General features: G+C 58.4%; 20 protein-coding genes. 11 read left to right on the forward strand and 9 right to left on the reverse strand.

Annotated elements, in window-relative coordinates; genetic code table 11:
• Positions 1–64: 64 nt before the first annotated feature.
• Both CCOY_RS07215 and CCOY_RS07220 read left to right on the forward strand, forming a co-directional pair.
• Complete coding sequence (locus CCOY_RS07215) at positions 65–703, forward strand: DUF3000 domain-containing protein (RefSeq protein ID WP_373270687.1); 639 nt, start codon at positions 65–67, stop codon at positions 701–703.
• Between the two features lie 16 nt (positions 704–719).
• Complete coding sequence (locus CCOY_RS07220; RefSeq protein WP_070820295.1) at positions 720–1,997, forward strand: HRDC domain-containing protein; 1,278 nt, start codon at positions 720–722, stop codon at positions 1,995–1,997.
• A gap of 4 nt (positions 1,998–2,001) precedes the next feature.
• Here CCOY_RS07220 and dxs read toward each other — a convergent pair whose 3' ends face one another.
• The 4 genes from dxs to dut all read right to left on the reverse strand — a co-directional run bounded on the left by dxs (position 2,002) and on the right by dut (position 6,811).
• Entirely contained in the window at positions 2,002–3,921 is a 1,920-nt protein-coding gene (dxs, locus tag CCOY_RS07225; RefSeq protein WP_092100101.1) for a 1-deoxy-D-xylulose-5-phosphate synthase, read from the reverse strand.
• 129 nt (positions 3,922–4,050) lie between these two features.
• Positions 4,051–5,310, reverse strand: coding sequence for a class I SAM-dependent RNA methyltransferase (locus CCOY_RS07230; RefSeq protein ID WP_244268736.1), 1,260 nt, complete (start codon positions 5,308–5,310; stop codon positions 4,051–4,053).
• Positions 5,311–5,312: 2 nt separating this feature from the next.
• A complete protein-coding gene (locus CCOY_RS07235; RefSeq protein ID WP_083279413.1) occupies positions 5,313–6,263 on the reverse strand; it encodes a DUF3710 domain-containing protein in 951 nt (316 codons plus the stop codon).
• 71 nt (positions 6,264–6,334) lie between these two features.
• On the reverse strand, positions 6,335–6,811 hold the full coding sequence (gene dut / locus CCOY_RS07240; RefSeq protein ID WP_224212648.1) for a dUTP diphosphatase: 477 nt from the start codon (positions 6,809–6,811) through the stop codon (positions 6,335–6,337).
• 56 nt (positions 6,812–6,867) lie between these two features.
• Here dut and CCOY_RS07245 point away from each other — a divergent pair, with 56 nt between their 5' ends.
• Entirely contained in the window at positions 6,868–7,389 is a 522-nt protein-coding gene (locus CCOY_RS07245; RefSeq protein WP_070422360.1) for a DUF3093 domain-containing protein, read from the forward strand.
• Between the two features lie 43 nt (positions 7,390–7,432).
• Here CCOY_RS07245 and CCOY_RS07250 read toward each other — a convergent pair whose 3' ends face one another.
• Positions 7,433–7,726: a DUF4193 domain-containing protein gene (locus tag CCOY_RS07250; protein WP_070422359.1), complete on the reverse strand. Its 294-nt coding sequence runs from the start codon at positions 7,724–7,726 to the stop codon at positions 7,433–7,435.
• A gap of 160 nt (positions 7,727–7,886) precedes the next feature.
• Here CCOY_RS07250 and ppgK point away from each other — a divergent pair, with 160 nt between their 5' ends.
• Both ppgK and CCOY_RS07260 read left to right on the forward strand, forming a co-directional pair.
• Entirely contained in the window at positions 7,887–8,705 is an 819-nt protein-coding gene (gene ppgK / locus CCOY_RS07255) for a polyphosphate--glucose phosphotransferase (protein ID WP_092102715.1), read from the forward strand.
• Between the two features lie 309 nt (positions 8,706–9,014).
• A complete protein-coding gene (locus CCOY_RS07260; protein ID WP_070422357.1) occupies positions 9,015–10,457 on the forward strand; it encodes an RNA polymerase sigma factor in 1,443 nt (480 codons plus the stop codon).
• Positions 10,458–10,566: 109 nt separating this feature from the next.
• Here the strand turns inward: CCOY_RS07260 and CCOY_RS07265 are convergent, their stop codons facing one another.
• The 3 genes from CCOY_RS07265 to CCOY_RS07275 are packed head-to-tail and all read right to left on the reverse strand — an operon-like array spanning position 10,567 to position 13,194.
• On the reverse strand, positions 10,567–11,130 hold the full coding sequence (locus tag CCOY_RS07265) for a DUF4190 domain-containing protein (protein ID WP_070451290.1): 564 nt from the start codon (positions 11,128–11,130) through the stop codon (positions 10,567–10,569).
• 52 nt (positions 11,131–11,182) lie between these two features.
• Complete coding sequence (locus CCOY_RS07270) at positions 11,183–12,940, reverse strand: DEAD/DEAH box helicase (protein ID WP_070820299.1); 1,758 nt, start codon at positions 12,938–12,940, stop codon at positions 11,183–11,185.
• Positions 12,937–13,194, reverse strand: a complete 258-nt coding sequence (locus CCOY_RS07275; RefSeq protein WP_070422354.1) for a DUF3039 domain-containing protein — start codon at positions 13,192–13,194, stop codon at positions 12,937–12,939. The genes CCOY_RS07270 and CCOY_RS07275 overlap by 4 nt, the downstream gene beginning before the upstream one ends.
• Before the next feature lie 48 nt (positions 13,195–13,242).
• Here CCOY_RS07275 and CCOY_RS07280 point away from each other — a divergent pair, with 48 nt between their 5' ends.
• The 6 genes from CCOY_RS07280 to galE all read left to right on the forward strand — a co-directional run bounded on the left by CCOY_RS07280 (position 13,243) and on the right by galE (position 18,711).
• Positions 13,243–13,794 (forward strand): DUF3099 domain-containing protein, encoded by a 552-nt coding sequence (locus CCOY_RS07280; protein WP_083279411.1) that lies wholly within the window; start codon positions 13,243–13,245, stop codon positions 13,792–13,794.
• Complete coding sequence (locus tag CCOY_RS07285) at positions 13,787–15,328, forward strand: DUF7782 domain-containing protein (protein ID WP_208856562.1); 1,542 nt, start codon at positions 13,787–13,789, stop codon at positions 15,326–15,328. Before CCOY_RS07280 ends, CCOY_RS07285 begins: the two co-directional genes overlap by 8 nt.
• 21 nt (positions 15,329–15,349) lie before the next feature.
• The gene (dtd, locus tag CCOY_RS07290; protein WP_070422352.1) at positions 15,350–15,784 is read left to right on the forward strand and encodes a D-aminoacyl-tRNA deacylase; all 435 of its coding nucleotides are present in this window, start codon (positions 15,350–15,352) and stop codon (positions 15,782–15,784) included.
• 118 nt (positions 15,785–15,902) lie between these two features.
• Positions 15,903–16,892 (forward strand): sigma-70 family RNA polymerase sigma factor, encoded by a 990-nt coding sequence (locus tag CCOY_RS07295; protein WP_070422351.1) that lies wholly within the window; start codon positions 15,903–15,905, stop codon positions 16,890–16,892.
• Between the two features lie 129 nt (positions 16,893–17,021).
• The gene (locus CCOY_RS07300) at positions 17,022–17,711 is read left to right on the forward strand and encodes a metal-dependent transcriptional regulator (protein WP_070422350.1); all 690 of its coding nucleotides are present in this window, start codon (positions 17,022–17,024) and stop codon (positions 17,709–17,711) included.
• Between the two features lie 19 nt (positions 17,712–17,730).
• The gene (galE, locus tag CCOY_RS07305; protein ID WP_070422349.1) at positions 17,731–18,711 is read left to right on the forward strand and encodes a UDP-glucose 4-epimerase GalE; all 981 of its coding nucleotides are present in this window, start codon (positions 17,731–17,733) and stop codon (positions 18,709–18,711) included.
• Here the strand turns inward: galE and CCOY_RS07310 are convergent.
• The gene (locus CCOY_RS07310) at positions 18,708–19,955 is read right to left on the reverse strand and encodes a DUF4192 family protein (protein WP_092103125.1); all 1,248 of its coding nucleotides are present in this window, start codon (positions 19,953–19,955) and stop codon (positions 18,708–18,710) included. The genes galE and CCOY_RS07310 overlap by 4 nt on opposite strands.
• Between the last annotated feature and the right edge of the window lie 35 nt (positions 19,956–19,990).

A 19,990-nucleotide genomic window follows, 5' to 3' on the forward strand; every position in this document is an offset into this window, starting at 1 on the left:
TCTCGACGATATGTCGGCGCGCCTCCCCCACCACACGCAACGGGTCTATACCTTTATGCGTGTGATGAATCCGGACACCACCCACCAGACCTCCACACATAGTGCGGATACGCTCGGGGAAGGCGCGAACGAGAACTGGCCGGCGGATTTTTCTAAGGCCGTCGAGTCAATGCATGCAGCCCAGCTGCGTCCTGAGATTTCCCTCGGGACCATTCGACCGCCGCAGCGACCTGCACCGTTTAGCCATGCTGTGGGGCTCGAAGTCGTTCACCCGAACGAGGACGGTGACAACATCCCGGTCGATTCAGAAGGCGATGCTTTCGGCCGACTAATCCTGCTGCACTCCCCTGCCGCCGAGGAGGCCTGGGAGGGCACCATGCGGCTGGTGGCCTATATCCAAGCGGACATGGATGATGCTGTGGCGTCAGACCCGTTGCTACCTGACGTCGCTTGGCAGTGGCTCAATGAATCGCTCGCGGAGACCAGTGCTGGGTTCACCAATCTTGGCGGCACGGTTACGTCGACCGCATCAGTACGCTTCGGTGAGATCGGTGGACCTCCCCGCGCATACCAGTTGGAGATGCGCGCCTCCTGGACTGCTGAGGGGATCGACTTGAAGAGCCACGTCGAGGCTTTTTCCAAGGTTTTGGCCCATGTTGCCGGGCTTCCACCAGAGGGTGTGACACAGCTCAACGCACGCTAGGGCATACTTACGCAACATGACATCCCAGGTGCAGTACCACCTCGTAGAAACTCCCGAGCAATTCTCTCGCGCAGCGGCGGCATTGGCAGAAGGTCGAGGCGCTTACGCCATCGATACCGAGCGCGCAGCGTCATTTCGTTATGACGACCGAGCGTTTCTCGTGCAGATTTATCGACGAGATACCGATACGTACCTGTTCGCCCCGGAAGGCAACCGAGACGCGCTTCATGATGCCCTCGCTCCCGTCATCAACGGTGAGGACTGGATTATCCACGCTGCCGTCGATGATCTTAAGTCGCTCGCAATGCTCGGTCTCTACCCAGGCACAATCTTTGATACAGAACTCGCATCCCGCTTCGCAGGGTTTAATAGGCCAAATTTGGCGGCGATGGTGCAGCACTTCGTGGGAGTAGAACTTAAAAAAGGTCACGGCCACGAGGACTGGTCCACCACACCTCTGCCACCAACGTGGCAAGAATACGCCGCGTTAGATGTCGCACACCTCCACGATCTCGCAGAGGCTCTCGCCGAGCAATTGGACAACGAAGGCAAGCTTTCGTTCGCCGAGCAGGAGTTTGAGCGGATTGTCAACGAGCTCGGACCGGACAACGCACCCTTTAATGAGACATGGCGTGACATGAAGGGAGTGTCAGGGCTACGCTCCGCCAGGAGCCTGCAGCTCGCTAAAACGCTGTGGACCGCCCGCGACGAACATTGCCGAAAAGAAGACATCTCTCCCGGTCACATGCTCTCGAGCGAATCAATCGTCACCATCGCTCGTACTGTGCCATCCTCCCCATGGGAACTACGAAACTGCCTGCGCTACCGATCGCTCAATACAACGAAAGCCAAATTCTGGTTTAGTCTCGTCGAACAGGCGCTCGCTGAGGACCCCGAACAATGGCCAACCCCCGCGCAGCCTGCACCGACTGACCCTCCCGCAAAAATTGTGTGGGAACACGACTACCCACGTTCCTGGCACGCATTGCAGTCGGCGCGAAAGTACGTCTCTGAAGTGGCGGCGCAACAAAACATCCGTCCAGATATGCTGCTCTCTTCTGCAGTGCTGCGACAAGTTATGTGGACCGCCCCAGACTCCGACGCCGTATGGAGCACTGACGCTGCTGCTATGCAACTGAAGCGTGCTGGGGCACGCCCATGGCAGATCGCCCTTACGGCACCGCTGCTCGCACGGGCCCAAGCTGAAGCGAAAGCAGCAGGAATCCCGCAGGGCAAAACCCCGTCATCTGGGCGAGCTGCAGCACGTCGCCGTCGCAGGAAGCGCGCTCAATAGCGCCTTACTCGCTGTCAGCGAGTCGCTGTGCCCACTCTCTAATCTGCAGGGCGGCAGACTCCGCATCGAGTCCATACTCCTCGAGGATTTCGTCGCGGGACCCGTGCAGGGGGAACACATCCGGAAACGCGAGTTGGCGTAGCGGTGTGTCCACCTCTGCTGCCGAAAACGCCTCAGCGATAGCAGATCCGACGCCGCCTCGAATGATGCCGTCTTCATAGACCACAACCATGTCAGCTTCGACAGCCAGGTCACACAGCGCGGCGTTGACCGGAATGATCCAACGGGGATCGACAACAGTTACGCGGATACCGTCGTCGACAAGCGCATCTGCAATCTCGAGCGCGGCCTGACCAAATGCGCCGACGGCAACGAGTAGCACGTCGATTTCTGAATCGCTGCCATCACCTTTGGGTTCGGCGAGGATATCTATACCGCCGACGTTTCGCAGTGCCGGGATCGTCGGGCCGGCAGAGCCCTTCGGGAACCGTACGATCGTCGGGGCGTCGTCGACAAGAAGGGCCTCCCTGAACTCTTCGCGCAACGACTGAGTGTCTCGAGGTGCGGCGATACGGACACCCGGGACAATCGATGCGATCGCCATATCCCAAACACCGTTATGGCTTGCGCCGTCGGAGCCAGTTACGCCTGCACGGTCCAGCACTAACGTAACCGGCTGGTGGAGCAAACCTGCATCCATAAGCAACTGGTCAAAAGCACGATTGAGGAAGGTCGAGTAAATCGCCACAACCGGGTGCAATCCACCGAGTGCCATACCAGCGGCAGACGTCACTGCGTGCTGTTCCGCAATCCCCACATCGAAGAACCTGTCTGGGAACTGCTCACCAAATGGCTGCAGACCGGTTGGCCCCGCCATTGCCGCAGTGATCGCAACGATGTCATCGCGTTCGTGGCCTGCGCGAAGCAGCTCTTCGGTGAAAGCTGCGGTCCAACCTGGCTTAGAGGTGGCCAGTGCTTTTCCTGTTACAGGGTCGATCACGCCGGTAGAGTGCATCTGGTCGGCTACGTCATTGACTGCCGGGGCGAAACCGTGGCCTTTCTCAGTGACAACATGCACGATCAACGGCCCCTCGTAGCGCTTGGCATACTTAAAGGCGTTGAGCAGTGCTTTGAGATCATGCCCCTCGACCGGACCGACATATTTCATACCAAGGTCCGGGAACATTTCGGTTGGAAGAACCTGATACTTCACGCCTTCCTTGAGCGCATGCAATGCATCAAAGGTCTTCTCTCCGACCCACCCCATAGATTTGAGGGTCTTTTTCCCAGACTCCATGACCTCGTCGTAGCCAGGCTGGATCCGAATAGCGGCTAGCTGGTCACGGAGCTTGGTCAGGTTATTGGCCAGCCCGCCAATCGTCGGAGAGTACGAACGGCCGTTGTCGTTAACCACGATGACAACGTTGCGGTTTCCGGCCGCGATGTTGTTGAGTGCTTCCCAACACATGCCACCTGTGAGCGCTCCGTCACCGACAACTGCGATGACGTGATCGTCCGAATTACCGGTGAGTTCCTTCGCTTTGGCAAGACCGTCCGCATAGGACAGCGAGGCGCTGGCGTGGGAAGATTCGGTCCAGTCGTGTTCTGATTCAGATCGCGACGTGTACCCAGAAAGACCGCCCTTCTTGCGCAAGGAATCGAACTGGTTCGCACGTCCAGTCAAAATCTTGTGCACATACGACTGATGCGACGTGTCAAAGATGATCGGGTCGTTCGGGGAATCGAAAACGTAATGCAGCGCCAGTGTCAGCTCAACAACGCCGAGGTTCGGTCCGAGGTGTCCTCCGGTTGCTGACACTTTCTGGATGAGCAGCTGCCGGATCTCGTCCGCGAGCGCGTTGAGCTGGCTCGGCGCGAGCTTCTGCACGTCTGCCGGTGTCTCAATATGCTCGAGCAGTCCCACTATCCTGTCGCTCTCCTTCAGGTTTTTCGCCGCGATGCGGTCCGCATCTGCAGTGTTCCCGTATGGTTTCCGCACGTTGCGTAGTGCGGAATCGGTTCTGGTCAGCTTACACTCCGAAATTGGTTGACCCTATTCCTCCGCACCACCATTGTGGTCAGGCACAAGTGATGCCATGACCTCAAAATGGTGAGTATTGGGAAAAGCATCGATAAGAGCGATGTGCTCGACTCTAAATCCGTGCGCGCCAAAGCCTGCGAGGTCGCGCGCAAAGGTTGCTGGATCACAACCGATGTGAATGATGCGTTCTGGAGCCGCTTGCGCAATCTTGTCGACGACATCACGCCCTGCCCCTGACCGGGGAGGATCTAAGACAACAAGTCCCGGAGCCGGAAGCTCGCTGATTCCAACTTCCACCTTCGCATTGTGGCGATGCACATCAAACTCGTCTTCCACTGGCTGTGGGTTCGCCGTCGCCGAAGCGGAGTAATCAACGCTGTCGATCCTGCCGCCGCCGATTGCCTCATTGATCGCAGGCACAAATGCACCGACGCCTCCGTACAGATCCCATCCGTTACGGTGCGTGTAGTTGTCGCTTCCCCATTCTTTAATGAGGTCGCTATAGGTTTGCGCCGCGTTGAGGTGCGCTTGCCAAAATGCTGTAGGGGGAAAGGAAAACTCGTGACCGTCTACCACCTCGGTGACCAACCCCGGGCCTTCAAGCACCTTGTGAATACGCTCAACGCGTCGGCCACGCTGCGCCGACTGTGTTTCCACAACGTGACGTTTCCCGCGGGAATCCACGACCGCCACAATCTCACTGCCGGGCGTGTATCGAGCCGCGTCGTCGCCAATGATGCCGTCGAGCACTTGCGGCGCGACCTGACTACACACGACACCACCGACAACGTCTGACGATTTCAGTGCACGCATTCCGGCTCGTCCTTGCGGATCAACACCCATGCGGACACGGGTGCGCCAACCAGTTCTGGGTTCAAGCTCCACAACCCGCAATTGCTTCTCGACGACATCCGCCTCGACAACACCACTCTTGCTCGCAAGCGCACCGAGTTGGCCAAGAAGAACGTCGCGTTTGAGCGATACCTGTACCGCCGGGTCAATGTGCGCGAAGTCGCAGCACCCCGCACCTGCTGCTGCCGCAGGACAAGCCGATCTGACCCGGTGAGGCGATGGATCCACTACTTTGACAAGCTCTGCACGTGCCCAGCGTTTTTTCACACGGGTCAGTCGCGCTTCAACCGTGTCGCCGGGAATTGCGCCCGCGATGAAAACGACGCGCCCGTCTGGGGCGTCGGCGATGCCTTCTCCCCCGTGCGCCATTGCCCTCACAGACAACTTCAGCACGAGGCCGGCAGTAATCTCGTCAGTCACAGCTACTCGGACTTACCGCGTCCGGCTTGGCGCTGAGCGCGCTGCGCCTCACGGAATTCGCGGAGCTGCTTTTGGCCTTCGACATTTTGAGCGATGATCTTCTGCAACGCGTCGCTCAGCACGTTCGGGTTACCCTCCGCGGGGGCTTCCTGAGCGCCCTGAGCCTGCTGAGCACGCGCCTCCACAGCCTCTTGCACCTGCTTTGCCAGCTGCTCAGGAAGCACAACGGGGAGAGAGTTTCCAGCAAGAATCGGGTCGTCGCCACGGTAAACAAACGAGCGCGCGACCGTTTCACGACCAAGTTGCGCAAGCTGGTCTTCCGAACCGGACGGAGCAGCAAGTGTCACGCGGTAGAGCCAGCGCGGCCCCTCCACACCGATGATTCGAATGACGCCGTTAGTGCCGGTTCCTACGATCTCTTGACCCCAGGGCCCCTGTTCAATTTCGACGGGCATACCCTCAGAACGCATACCTTCGATGATCTCGTCGGAAGATTCCTCCCACAAACCACCGGTTCGCGGAGCAGCAAACGCCACCGGGGTCAGGCGGCCGAAGCGGGTGACGATGTGAACCATCTTGGGGCCCTGCTCGCCCATCTCCACCTGGACCTGGGATTCCTTCGGCAGTGGAATCCGGATGGATCCGAGGTTCAGCGTGGCCTGGGAGAAGTCCGAAAAGTCAAAGTCATCAATGTTGACGTTATCGCCATCGAACGGACCCGTGGAGCCATTGATCGGGTCATAATCTGTAAGGACCTGCACGCCTTCTGCCACACGAAGCTCCGGCGCCTCTACCTGCGCATCTGCCGTAGCAGATGCCGACTGGGTATCAGCAACCGATTCGGGCGCCTCAGCCTCGGACGCTGCCGGTGCCGCGGTTGACTCCTCTACAACCTTCTGCGGTTCCGGGGTTGTTTCGGCCTTCTTCTTCCTCCTGAACGGCCAGATTGCCATTGCAGGTACCTCCTCTAAATTCTCAGTACGTTTTCGTCGCTAAAGACTGTAGCCCCCAGAGCGACACAGAGTTAGTTCGTGCCAGTCGATCCGTAGCCGCCAGCGCCTCGGACCGTCTCATCGAGCTCGTCTACTTCTTGAAAGCTTGCCAGTTCCACACGTTGCACGACGAGTTGTGCGATACGCATTCCACGTGTGATGACAATCGGCTCAGACCGGTCGGTGTTAATGAGGCACACCTTGAGCTCGCCCCGGTACCCTGCATCGACGGTTCCGGGAGTATTTACAATGCTCAAGCCCTGCTTTGCTGCGAGCCCGGAACGCGGGTGAATCAATCCCACTGTGCCTACAGGAAGCGCAATCGCAATTCCTGTGCCAATAAGCGCTCGCTCACCTGGCTGGAGCGTCACATCCTCTGCGGAGTAAAGGTCAGCTCCGGCATCTTCCGGGTGAGCCCGGTGAGGCAAGGGCAAATCAGGGTCAAGTCGCTTGACTGCGATTGGGCCGATGGTGTCGTCGATACGCGCGATTGATTGTTGCTCTTCCACGCTGCCAACCATACGGCAGCTGGGTTCCTCCGATATCAATGCCTAAGGTATGAGGGGTGACTACGAACCCAGTGAATCCTTCCGACACTTCCGCTCCGGATGCAGCGAAAGTGCTGTATACCGAACGCCAATGGGTGCCTTGGTACTGGTGGGCTGCAGTTGCAGGCCTGACGCTGCTCCTCGCAGGCGAGCTCGCACTGAACCGCAACATGTGGTGGTTTGTCGGCGGCTTTGTTGTCGCAGGCGCGTTGGCGGTCTGGTTTTTAGTATGGCTGTCGCGCTACACCCTAACCGTTGAGCAGGACCCTGACGGGACCCGCTGGTTGCTCGCCGGGGATGCGAACTTGCCCAGTACGGTCGTGGACCGCGCGACGGTTGTGCCGGCTTCCGCCCGCCAGAATGCTTTGGGTAGGCAACTCGATCCGGCAGCGTTCCTCATCACGCGGTCGTGGGTGCCCGAGCATGTTCTTCTCGTGCTCGATGACCCTGAGGATCCGACGCCGTATTGGCTTATTTCAGCAAAAGACCCGGAAGCCGTGCTTGATGCATTCGTTCCGGGCCTTAAGGACCGCTCCTAATCCCCACGAGGAGCGGATAACGGCTTGCGCCGCCTGACACTAATTACTCGCAGTCGAGGCAGATCTTGGAGCCGTCGTCCTCGACATAGGCGAGGCGCTTGTTCTTTTGCACCAAGAAGCAGGACGCGCAGGTGAATTCGTCTTCCTGGCGTGGCTTGACCTCAACATTGAGTTCCTCACCCGAGAGGTCCTGCGTCGGGGGCTCGACAGGCTCAACGATTTCCCCATCATCGTCCATGCTGCTGCCTGCAACCTCTGCTGCCTTCAGGCCTTCGAGGGAGTCGGTTTCGATGTCGTCGTCCATGCGGCGGCGCGGCGCATCGTAATCGGTGGCCATGCTTGATGTTCCTCCAGCTCAACGTCGTGCTTGATCGCGCCTCTACACGCGACATTTGAGCGGAATACTAAAGCACGTCCATGCTTCTGTCATCTTTGCTGGTAGAAACTCATTTTTTCGACATCATCCGCACAAGGGTGCAAGTTTGTACACTGCGCACATGACCTCACCTCAACCACACAACGAGTCGCACGTGTCGCGCTCAGTTTCCCCTTCATCCCGGTTCGGCTTTGGAGTTGACGTTGGAGGCTCCTCCCTGAAGGCTGCGGTTGTCGACCTTCACAGTGGCGAATTTCACGGTGAAAGACTTGAGGTGCCTACGCCACAACCGGCGACCCCTGACGCTATTGCAGAGGCGGTCGCGCAGCTAACGCGTCAAGCAGCATGGTCAGGCCCGGTTGGGATTGCGCTTCCGAGCGTGATTGTCCGCAACATTGCTCGCACTGCGGCGAATATTGACGCGACCTGGGTGGGCACGGATGTAGTTGAGCCCTTCTCTACCGTGCTGGGGCACCACGATGTCACTGTGCTCAACGATGCCGACGCAGCCGGGCTTGCGGAGGTGTCTTTCGGAAGCCCCGAAGCACAGCGCGGCTCTGCCTTGTTTCTGACGTTTGGCACGGGTATCGGCTCAGCGCTTCTAGCTAACGGTCAGCTCTTTGCCAATAGCGAGCTCGGGCATCTGCTTATCGACGACACGGAGGCCGAACACCTTGCGTCATCCGCCGTGCGCACGAGGGAAGGCCTTTCTTACGCCGATTGGGCCAAGCGCGTGGAAACTGTTCTTTGCGAATACGAACGACTCCTCAACCCGGATGTCATCATCGTTGGCGGCGGTGTTTCGGAAAACAGTGACCAGTGGGTTCCACTGCTGAACGTCAACACTCCAGTAGTTGTGGCCAAGTTACTGAATCGAGCAGGCATCGTGGGCGCTGCCAAGGCCGGTGCCGGTCATGTCGCTGGCTCACCTCATAGGTAAATCCTGTAGGGTGTTGACATTCTGCATATTCGGGCTACGCGCCCATACGTGCAGTAGGCACATAAAAATGGAACGTTCACCTGCTTGCTAGGATGGGCGTTCTGAAAATTTTTATGTGCTTGCGTACCCTGGTTTTCCAGTGGTAGCAAACACTGCACCAACTGCACTTCACAACGATGAAGTGCACATCGCAGTGGTTGTGGGCCGAACCTCTTGCGAGGTCCCGGCCCCGAGATAGTCTGATGAGTCGAAAGGGCGTACGTGGTAGCCAGCGAAGCTTCAAGCAACAACACCGTTCATGGCGAGCCTGTGGATCCGTCAAACGGTGGCGAGAGCAACGGTTCCGGTACCGACTCGAAGCCTGCCAAGAAGACGGTGAAGAAAGCAGCCAAAAAAGCAGTGAAGAAAACCGCGAAAAAGACTGCTAAAAAGACTGCGAAGAAAACCGCGAAAAAGACAGCCAAGAAGACGGTAAAGAAGTCCGCGAAGAAAACTGTCCGTAAGTCTGCGGCGAAGCGCACCACAAAGGCTGCTCAAACCGCTGCAGCGAAGGCGGACGAAGCCGAGACCGAGGATCTCGAGGCAACAAGCGCGGACGACGAGTCCTTGGATCCGACCGATGCCGAGGATTACGACCCGGACATGGGCGACGATGAGGACGACGCGTTCGACGAAGATCTCGACGGTGCCATGGACGACGCCGACGAGACCGAAGACGAAGATGACGAGGAAGAAGAGGACGACGGTTCTTCTGTCTGGGACATTGAAGAATCCGCTGCCCTGCGCCAAGCACGCAAGGATGCTCAGCTGACCGCATCCGCGGACTCTGTTCGTGCCTACCTCAAGCAAATCGGCAAGGTTGCACTTCTCGATGCAGAGCAAGAGGTCTCTCTTGCGAAGCGCATCGAGGCAGGACTCTACGCACAGCACCGTCTCGACGAGATGGCACGTGCTGCTGCAGAAGGCGACAAGGATGCAAAGCTCACGCCTGCGGTAAAGCGTGATCTCCGCGCGGTTGCTCGTGATGGCCGTAAGGCAAAGAACCATCTGCTCGAGGCGAACTTGCGTCTCGTCGTGTCGCTGGCCAAGCGTTACACCGGTCGCGGGATGGCATTCCTGGATCTGATTCAGGAAGGAAACCTTGGCCTCATCCGTGCCGTTGAGAAGTTCGACTATTCCAAGGGCTACAAGTTCTCCACCTATGCCACGTGGTGGATCCGCCAGGCAATTACGCGTGCTATGGCAGACCAGGCCCGCACCATTCGTATTCCGGTGCACATGGTCGAGGTCATCAACAAGCTTGGCCGCATTCAGCGTGAGCTGCTGCAGGACCTCGGTCGCGAGCCAACGCCGCTCGAACTGGCAAAGGAAATGGATATCACCGAGGAGAAGGTCCTCGAGATCCAGCAGTACGCTCGTGAGCCGATTTCGCTCGACCAGACGATTGGTGACGAGGGCGATAGCCAGCTCGGCGACTTCATCGAAGACTCCGAGGCAGTCGTTGCCGTGGATGCCGTGTCCTTCACGCTTCTACAGGATCAGCTGCAAGACGTTCTGCACACGCTCACCGAACGTGAGGCTGGCGTCGTTCGCCTGCGCTTCGGCTTGAGCGATGGCATGCCGCGCACCTTAGATGAGATTGGTCAGGTCTACGGCGTCACGCGTGAACGTATCCGCCAGATCGAGTCGAAGACGATGTCGAAGTTGCGTCACCCGTCGCGCTCCCAGGTGTTGCGCGACTACCTGGACTAAATTTTCACGCGACAAAGCTCAGCGCCCCGGCCAGATCATGTATCTGCCGGGGCGCTGAGCTTGCGCTTTACTCGGTGCTACTCGTTTACGGCGAGTATCACCGCGGTCTTTAGTTCGAGGACCCTTCCATTTCATTTATCTTTTCATTGAAGCCATCTTCGATGCACTTCTGGTATGCAGCGTTGTCCGATTGGTACTGTTCACAATCGCCGATGATGTCCTTGGCAAAGTACACACCCCAGAAGATCATCACCGCAGTTGCGATCATTGCGAAAGCGCCTAGGACCAGGCCGGTCACCGCCATGCCTTTGCGGGAACCCGGCCCCACGATGTTCTTCGATTTACGGATACCAACGATGCCGAGGATCACCGCGATGACACCAAGAATGATGGCACCGAACAACGTGAACATGGCAGGGATCGAGAGAATGCCGAAAATCAGGGCTGCCATTGCAACGCCATTAGGTTTCTGCTCCCCTACCGGCGCTGTGCCGTAGGGCGCGCCGTAAGCGGAGGGGCTCTGGGCCGTGTCATAGCCCGCTGGTGCCTCATAGCCCGCGTAGTTGTTCGCTGTGTCGTAGCCTTCCGGCTGCGGCTGGTTATAGGGCGAGACTCCCTCAGGGTGGCCGTTCGGGTCGTTCGGGTAACCGTTGGGGTTGTAGCGGTCAGTCATTCGTTTCTCCTCGTTTTACGTAATGTGCCCGCCCACTGTACCGACTTCGGTGTCACCAGTCACGAAGGTAGGCGATGCGTTCTCGGAGCTGTTCCGCGCTACACAGTGCAGTCGGTGGACCTCCGCAGGCCTTTCGTACCTCGGTGTGGATCGCACCGTGTGGGCGACCAGTTTTGCTGGCGACGATGGATACGCGCGCGTTGAGTTCGCTGCGTAGCTGAGGGAGTTCGTCAGCTGCAGTTGCACTTTGGGGAGTCTCCTCCACCGGCTGTGTTACCTTCTGCGGCTCCCCGAGTAGCTCTGCTCGTTCACGAGCGCGTCGTTCCTCTGCCCGGCGCGCTTTTTCTTCAGCATCGCGTGCGTCGAGTTGGTCGGCCTGGCGTTTGGCCAGCAGGGTGCGTACTTGCTCGGCGTCGAGGAGGCCGGGCAGTCCGAGGAAGTCTTGTTCCTCTGCAGAGCCGGCGACTGTTGGGGTGCCGTAGGTGGATCCGTCGAAGATCAGCGAGTCGAGCTCCGCCGATGCTCCGATGGTTTCGTATCCGGAGGTTTCGTCGGGTTCGTTTTGGGTGCGGTTGGCCTGCTCGAGCAGTTCGTCGGACCAGCCGGATTCGCGGTGAGGTTTGCCTAGGACGTGGTCGCGTGAAACCTCCATTTCCTCAGCCAGGCGCAGCAGCACTGGGACGGAGGGCAGGAAGACGGAGGCCGATTCGCCGGGCATGCGGGAACGGACGAAGCGTCCGATGGCCTGGGCGAAGAACAATGGTGTGGATGCTGAGGTTGCGTAGACGCCGACGGATAGGCGTGGCACGTCGACGCCTTCGGACACCATGCGGACAGCGACCATCCATTCGTCGCGGGATGCCGAGAATTCATCAATGCGGTCGGAGGCGCCTGGTTCGTCGGAAAGAACGAGCGTGACTGGGGTGTTGGAAAGTTTTTCCAGGATCTTCGCGTATGCGCGGGCGGTGGTTTTGTTGGTGGCGATGACTAGTCCGCCAGCGTCTGGCATGTTTGCGCGGACTTTCATCAGGCGGGTGTGTGCAGCATTAAGGACGGCTGCGACCCAGTCACCTTTCGGGTCCAGTGCGGTCTTCCATGCACGTGCGGTTTGTTCGGCGTTCAGTGGTTCGCCGAGGCGAGCTGAGTACTCCTCCCCTGCTGAGTCTTTCCATTGTGCTTCGCCCGAGTATGCAAGGAACACCACGGGTCGGACGACGCCATCGGCCAGTGCGTGGGAATAGCCGTAGGTGTAGTCCGATTCTGAGACGAGGTGGCCGGCGCCGTCTTCGACGTAGCGCACGAAAGGGATCTGGGAGTCGTCGGAACGAAATGGTGTACCGGTCAGAGCGAGTCGGTGTTCGACGTCGTTGTATGCCTCGTAGACACCATCACCCCAGCTCTTGGAGTCACCTGCGTGGTGGATCTCGTCGAGAATCACCAGCGTGCGTCGTGCTGAAGCGACAGCATGGTGTTTGAAGGGGTGCATACCTACTTGCGCATACGTGACGACGATGCCGTCGTAGGCGGCGTTGACTGCCGAAGAGTTGGTGAAGTTTGGGTCCAACGACATTCCGAACCGCTTGGCGGCGTCCGACCACTGGTGCTTGAGGTGCTCGGTTGGTACGACGACGATAATGCGCTGGACGGTGCGGTCAGCGAGCAGGGTCGAGGCAAGCGTGAGCGCGAAGGTGGTCTTACCTGCGCCGGGCGTTGCCACAGCCATGAAGTCGCGTGGCTTGGTACTCAGAAACGAATCGAGGGCCTCCTGCTGCCATTTGCGCAGCGAAGGCCCAGAAGACGCGGCTGTCACTTGCGGCGCAGCCCCTTATAGATCCGCTCGCAGTCCGGGCACACCGGAGAGCCGGGCTTTGCTTGTTTTTTCACCGGGAAGGTTTCGCCACACAGGGCGACGACCATTTTGCCGGAAATCGCAGAGTCGACAATTTGGTCTTTTTTGACGTAGTGGAAAAACTTCGGGGTTCCGTCGTCGGTTGTCGACGAGGTATCTTCCCGCAAATCCGGGCGTTCAAGTGTCTTCGTCGTCGTGTTCACGCGCTCTATCATGCCCCAAATTGAGCGAGAGGTTAAGCCGGAGGGCTAACCTCGACGCATATGAGCACCAATGAGAACGTTTCCCCCGATTCTGATCCGCGGGACCGAGCCCGTGACGGGTTGTTCTCTAGTTTGAGCCAGGACGATCAGACGGTTGACGCTCAAGCCGAGGATGTCGTCGACTCCTCTGTGCCTCACTCGCGTCGGCGTCGTCGCATGGCCCGCGCTTTGATCACAGACGCGGTGACGAGTCCTGAACAAAACCGGCAGTCTCGTGAGAAGCAGTACGCCATTTTGCAGGGGCTTCGCCTACCGTTCATCCTCGCCGCGATCTGGGCTGCGTGGATGAGCTGGTGGGTGCTGGCGGCAATATTGTTCGTCGTCTCGGTACCGCTGCCTTGGATTGCGGTGGTGTTGGGCAACGCACAGGGCGAGAAGCGGGATGCACGCTCAAAAAACGTGTACAAGCCTGCGGTAGTGCGTGAGGAGATTCGGTTGGAGAATTCTCGTCGTACGGCGCTCGAGAGTTCGTCGTCAAGCACGGCAAACGTGCCCGATATCATCGATCACGACGACGGTGGGGATGATGCAACAGGAGACAACGATGAGTGATTCAGTAACGGTAAGCCCGGAGACAGCGAAAACTCTTGCCCAAGCATTGGCAAAGGCCGGTTTTACGTCCGCAGGGATTGCTGAGCACCTTGGGCCAGCCGCGACGCAGGCGATGTTTCGCGGTGAGCCTGGAGTAGTGCGCCACGCGTGCCAGGATGGGTCCCGTTTGTCGCGGTTGATCCGGTTTTTTATCTTGCGCGAGCCATGCACCGCAGCGGAACTCAGTGATGTGCTGTCGCAAGAGCTTGTGCAGCTGCTTATCGACGACTGCGTGGTCGCCCCTGCAACCGACAATGCCGAACTTCACATCGCACTCGATGTGCGCCCGCATGCGATCGCAGATAAGGAGCGCTTTGTCTTTTCCGATCTCGACGCGTCGATGACCGACATCGTCCCAGGACACGATCATGTTCTCGGCGTTGGCGCCGCTTCCTTATCACTGCTTTCGGCTGCGCCTCAGACACCGGTGTCGTCTGTTTTGGATTTGGGAACGGGTTCGGGGGTGCAGGCACTTGCACAGGCCCACGTTGCTAAGAGAGTTGTCGCGACAGATGTTCACGGTCGAGCGCTGGACTTAGCTCGAGCGACGTTTGCTGCCAACGGTGTAGACAATGTGGAACTGAGGCAAGGAAGTTGGTTTGAACCTGTTGCGGGCGAACGGTTCGACCGCATTGTGGCCAACCCCCCATTTGTTGTCGGACTGCCCGAGGTGGGCCATGTCTACCGCGATTCAGGCTTGGATCTTGATGCGGCCTCCGAGCTCGTTGTCTCCGGCGCAGTGGAACATCTTGCCGAAGGTGGCCGTGCTTTCATCCTGGGTTCCTGGGTGCACAGCAAGGATGCGTCCTGGCAGTCTCGGGTGGCGTCGTGGTTGCCCAGCACAGGAGTGAACGCCTGGGTGCTGCAGCGCGATGTTGTGGATCCGGGGATGTACGTCTCCACGTGGCTTCGCGACGAATCCATCGACCCCCGCTCTACTGAAGGCATCGAACGCACCGAACGGTGGCTGGAGCACTTTGCGCAAAATAACGTCACTGGAATCGGGTTCGGGTGGATCGTCTTGGAAGATATCGGCGATGCCTCAACTGAGGTCACCGCTGAGGAACTATCCCAGCATTTCACTGACCGCTTAGCACCGGAGGTTGAAGAATACTTCCTGCGTAGCGATTGGCTGCGTGGAAAATCCTTCGCCGAAGTTCTTGATGCCCAATACATGCTGCGCCCAGGGGTCGCGCTTGAGGAGGTCAGTTTGGCCGACACCGAAACCGGTATCGGCTTCGCACCCGAGGTCATCCGTGTGACTCGCACGGACGGGCCACGGTTTACCCATACCGTGGATGCTGGGGTGCTCTCCGTACTTCGTGGGCTGCACCCGCAAGGCCTTGCGCTTCGCGACGTCACTGGGCTCTACGCTGCTGCCAACGGTATTAACGACGAGGCTGCACTACATGAACTTGAGCAATCCAGCTCGGCAGCCATAGTTGATCTTGTCCGTCATGGCGTTGTCCTACCCGCAGAAATCGCCGCTATCTGATCAGAAACAGAGGAATATCCTGTGAAAGCCGTCCTGACCCGCGTTTCCGAGGCTTCCGTCACCGTCGACGGCGACGTTGTCGGCGCTATCAATTGCGCTGAGACAGGCGGAATCCTCGCCCTTGTCGGCGTTGGCCGCGAAGACGACGAAGAAGCCTGGCAAAAGATGGCCCGCAAAATTGCAGAACTGCGCATTCTCGACGGGGAAAAGTCCGTTGAAGACGTCAATGCTCCGGTGCTTTTAGTCAGCCAGTTCACGCTTTTAGGCCGCACTGCCAAGGGTCGCCGCCCATCGTGGGGAGACGCTGCCCCTGGCGAAGTTGCGGAGCCAATCATCGCAAAGATCGCGTCGGCACTGCGTGAACGCGGAATTCATGTCGAAGAAGGGCGATTCGGCGCCAACATGCAAGTCCAGAGTGTCAACGAAGGGCCGTTCACCGTGTTGGTAGAAACGTAACGCTCAGTGAATATAAATGGTGCCCGCGGGAACACCTCTTCACCTCGGACCGTTGGTCTATCAGATTGCACCGATGCAACATGAAGTGTTTCACCCCAGTCCGAGGAGGCGTTGTCACATGACCCAGCCGGATCGTGCCACAGAAAAAGAAGAGAACGTCGACCGCGGTAGCCGACGTAATCAGACCAACGACAACCCATCCGCAGACCTTGTACGCGTTTATCTCAACGGCATCGGCAAAACCGCCCTACTCAACGCTGAAGAAGAGGTCGAGCTTGCCCAACAGATCGAAGTTGGCCTCTACGCTCAGCATCTTCTCGACGACCCGGAGGTGAAACTCACCCGGGCAAAAAAGCGCGACCTGACAATCCTCGCTAAGCAAGGCCGCAAGGCGCGCGCGCACCTCCTCGAGGCGAACCTGCGCCTGGTCGTATCGCTTGCGAAGCGCTACACCGGCCGCGGAATGCCACTGTTGGACCTCATCCAAGAAGGCAACCTCGGCCTTATTCGTGCGATGGAAAAGTTTGACTACGCCAAGGGCTTTAAGTTTTCCACCTACGCCACCTGGTGGATCCGCCAAGCAATCACGCGAGGTATGGCTGACCAGTCCCGCACAATCCGCCTCCCTGTGCACCTTGTCGAACAGGTCAACAAGCTCTCACGTATTCGTCGCGAAATGTATCAATCTCTCGGCCGTGAGCCGACGAACGAGGAACTGTCCGAAGAGTCCGGCATCGAAGAGTCCAAGATCGAAATGCTGCTGCGCCAATCCCGCGACCCCGTCAGCTTGGATATGCCGGTCGGTGCAGATGAAGAGGCGCCTTTGGGTGACTTCATCGAGGACGCGGAAGCCACCGACGCCGAAGACGCCGTCGTGACTACGCTGCGCCATGACGACATTCAAGACATCATTAACGGCCTTGAGCAGCGCGAACAGGATGTCATCCGCATGCGCTATGGACTGACTGACGGTGTGCCGCGCACCTTGGACCAGATTGGCCGACAGTACGGACTATCCCGGGAACGCGTACGTCAGATCGAACGCGAAGTCATGGCGAAGCTTCGTGTGGGCGAACGTGCAGACCGTCTTCGCGATTACGCAATGTAGCCATTAGGAAAAACAACAACTACGCCCAGTGATGGGACTTAGGTCACTATCGCTGGGCTACAGTATTTGTCGAACGTTCGTTATAGCAGCAACAGCTGCTGCCTCGTCGAGTGGAAGGAACCAACAACCGTGCGTGACCTCGTCGACACCACAGAAATGTACTTGCGAACGGTCTACGAGCTGGAAGAAGAGGGCATCACTCCCCTTCGCGCTCGCATCGCTGAACGGCTTGAGCAGTCTGGCCCCACCGTGTCGCAAACTGTGGCACGCATGGAGCGCGACGGACTTATCGTTGTTGAGCAAGACCGTTCCCTCTCCCTCACTGAGGAAGGGCGCGCACTCGCAACCGCGGTGATGCGCAAACACCGTCTCGCGGAACGTCTTCTGACCGACGTGCTGCGCCTTGATATTGAGAAAGTGCACGACGAGGCATGTCGCTGGGAACACGTCATGAGCGAAGAGGTCGAACGTCGCCTTGTCGCAGTGTTGGATAACCCCACCCACTCCCCATTTGGTAACCCGATCCCCGCACTGGAAGAGCTGGGAGCACCACAGGGGGTGCCCGAGACACGCGGAACTCGAGCGACCGATCTTCGAATCCAGGAACCGACCAGAGCGCGTGTTGTGCAGATTTCGGAAATTCTTCAGGTCCCGTTGACAGACGGTGTCTCCCTTGCAGGCATCGGTCACTTCGTCGGCCAAGAAGTGACGTTGACTCCATTTGAAGACGGCGCGCTGGAAGTCAAGACCGCCAACGGAGAAACTGTTGTACTTCCATCTGAGCTAGCACACGCGCTGCGCGTCGAACCGCTCAACTAACGCTTCGAGGAGAAACCCCATGAAACTTGTAGTCACAGGCGGCGCAGGATACGTCGGAAGTGTGTGCGCGCAAGCACTGCTTGAAGCAGGCCACGACGTCACCGTTATCGACGATTTCAGCACTGGAAACCGCTACGCTGTCCCTGAGCAGGCTGTGCTCGTTGAGGGAAACATTGTCGATGTTATCGACGACGTACTGGCTGACGGTGACGTCGATGGCGTACTGCATTTCGCTGCACGCTCGCTTGTCGGCGAGTCGATGGAGGATCCCGCCAAGTACTGGCATGGCAATGTCGGAGTATCACTCGCGTTGCTCGACGCAATGCGCAAGCACGACGTGAAATCCCTGGTGTTTTCCTCGACCGCTGCCACCTACGGTGAACCAGACACCGTGCCGATTACCGAAGATGCGCCAACACGTCCAACGAATCCCTACGGCGCCTCCAAGCTAGCGATTGACCACGCAATCACGTCCTACGCCAATGCGTACGGCCTCGGCGCAACGAGTCTGCGCTACTTCAACGTCGCCGGCGCACACAACGGTGTTGGTGAAAACCACATCACTGAAACCCACCTCATCCCCATTGTGTTGCAGGTTGCCATGGGCTACCGCGACAAGATCATGATGTACGGCGATGACTGGCCAACAAACGACGGTACTTGCGTGCGCGACTACATTCACATCCGCGACCTCGCCGACGCCCACATGCTCGCTTTGGAAAACAACACGCCTGGCCAACACAAGATCTATAACCTTGGTTCCGGTGCTGGCTATTCGGTGCGAGAAGTTGTGGAGATGTGTCGCGAAGTCACCGGCCATCCCATCCCAGCTGAGGTAGCTCCTCGCCGTGCAGGCGATCCGGCTGTGCTCATCGCGTCGTCCGAAAAGATCAAAAGTGAGCTTGGTTGGAACCCCACCCGCACAGATCTACGCCGAATCGTCGAGGACGCATGGGCGTTCACCCGCGAACTGGGAAGCCGTTCGCACTCGGCGCGTTAACCTCCGAATTCGAGCCACGTGTCTCTGCATGCTCGACTGCTCACTTCAAGAATCTCTTCTGCCTTGCCCGCCAGCATCACTTGCAGCAGCAGATTCGACAGCGCATGACCTGGAACTTCCTCGTCTGCGCACCGCAACGCAGTGCCCGCCCATGCGTACAAGCGTTGGGAAAGGGCAACCATCGCCCAAAGACACAACGCGTTGGCCCGAATGGCTCCGGTGAAGTTCCTCGCGATACACAACATCACCGCGGATGCCCCGAACGGGTATGCAAGCGCGTCGACGATTAAGCAGTCGCGCAACCGGCTTCTGCTCAGCATCGCGGCGATAAGTTCGACTTCGTCATCCGACTGAAACACATCGCTCAGTTCAACGTATCCATCCCCGTCAATGATCGAATCCGCTGGCGTTGAGACGAAGAGCTCGCAGGCCCGCTCGACGTCCCGGCGCGCAAGAGCAGGTGCCACTGAGACCAGATCCATTAGGTCAAGGCCTCGTCGATACGCAGCGGGCGCGACCTCGTCGCAACGCACAGCATCGCTGAGCAATAGCGGGTCGAAGTGCTCGAACGTATCCGCGCGATCGAGCTCCGGCAGCAAGCCGTTATCGATGTACGGCCGCATCGCCGGCGACGCGATCACCGAAGCGACCGTACCCGAAGCGAATGTGTCCTCCCACCCCCAGATCTGTGCGTTCTCCGTCTCGTTGGAGAACGCGAGGCGGTACGGGGTGCCATCAGCGACTTCCGAAACTAACCAGCACGCGTCGACCAGTGGCACAATCCCCTGATAACTGTCTCGCAACTCCTTAATGGCCTGTTTGACCATCTCCGAATCAGGGACTCGGCTAATGATCACGCCAAACGTCGCCACACGTTGCGTTATTGGCAGTTGCTCAAGCATGTTGCGAAGCTGCTCTGTGCTGCCCAAATCAGAGCATAAGTACGGCCCAACATCCAAGATGTCAGGTTCCCCCGGACGCGCTTGCAAGGTGATCAGCGAAACGGTTTCAGTTGGAAAGTACCCGAGAGTTCCAGGAAGTGATGCAATCAAGTGCGCGGGCGATTGCAATGTGTAGGTGTCGTGGTGCGCCGCGCCAGCACCATCCGATGAATGAGTTCCTTGTGGTTGAGTGTCTGTCATAAATATCAGACGCACTGAAGCAGTGTTCGGTTCCATCCAAAAACATAACGGGGAATGTTTTGCTCGCTTCCTTCGTTGTGGTGGGGGAATCAGCGATACCATTTCAGGAGATCTACAACCGTGACTTACGATCAGCA

Source organism: Corynebacterium coyleae (assembly GCF_030408635.1).
GTDB lineage: Bacteria > Actinomycetota > Actinomycetes > Mycobacteriales > Mycobacteriaceae > Corynebacterium > Corynebacterium coyleae.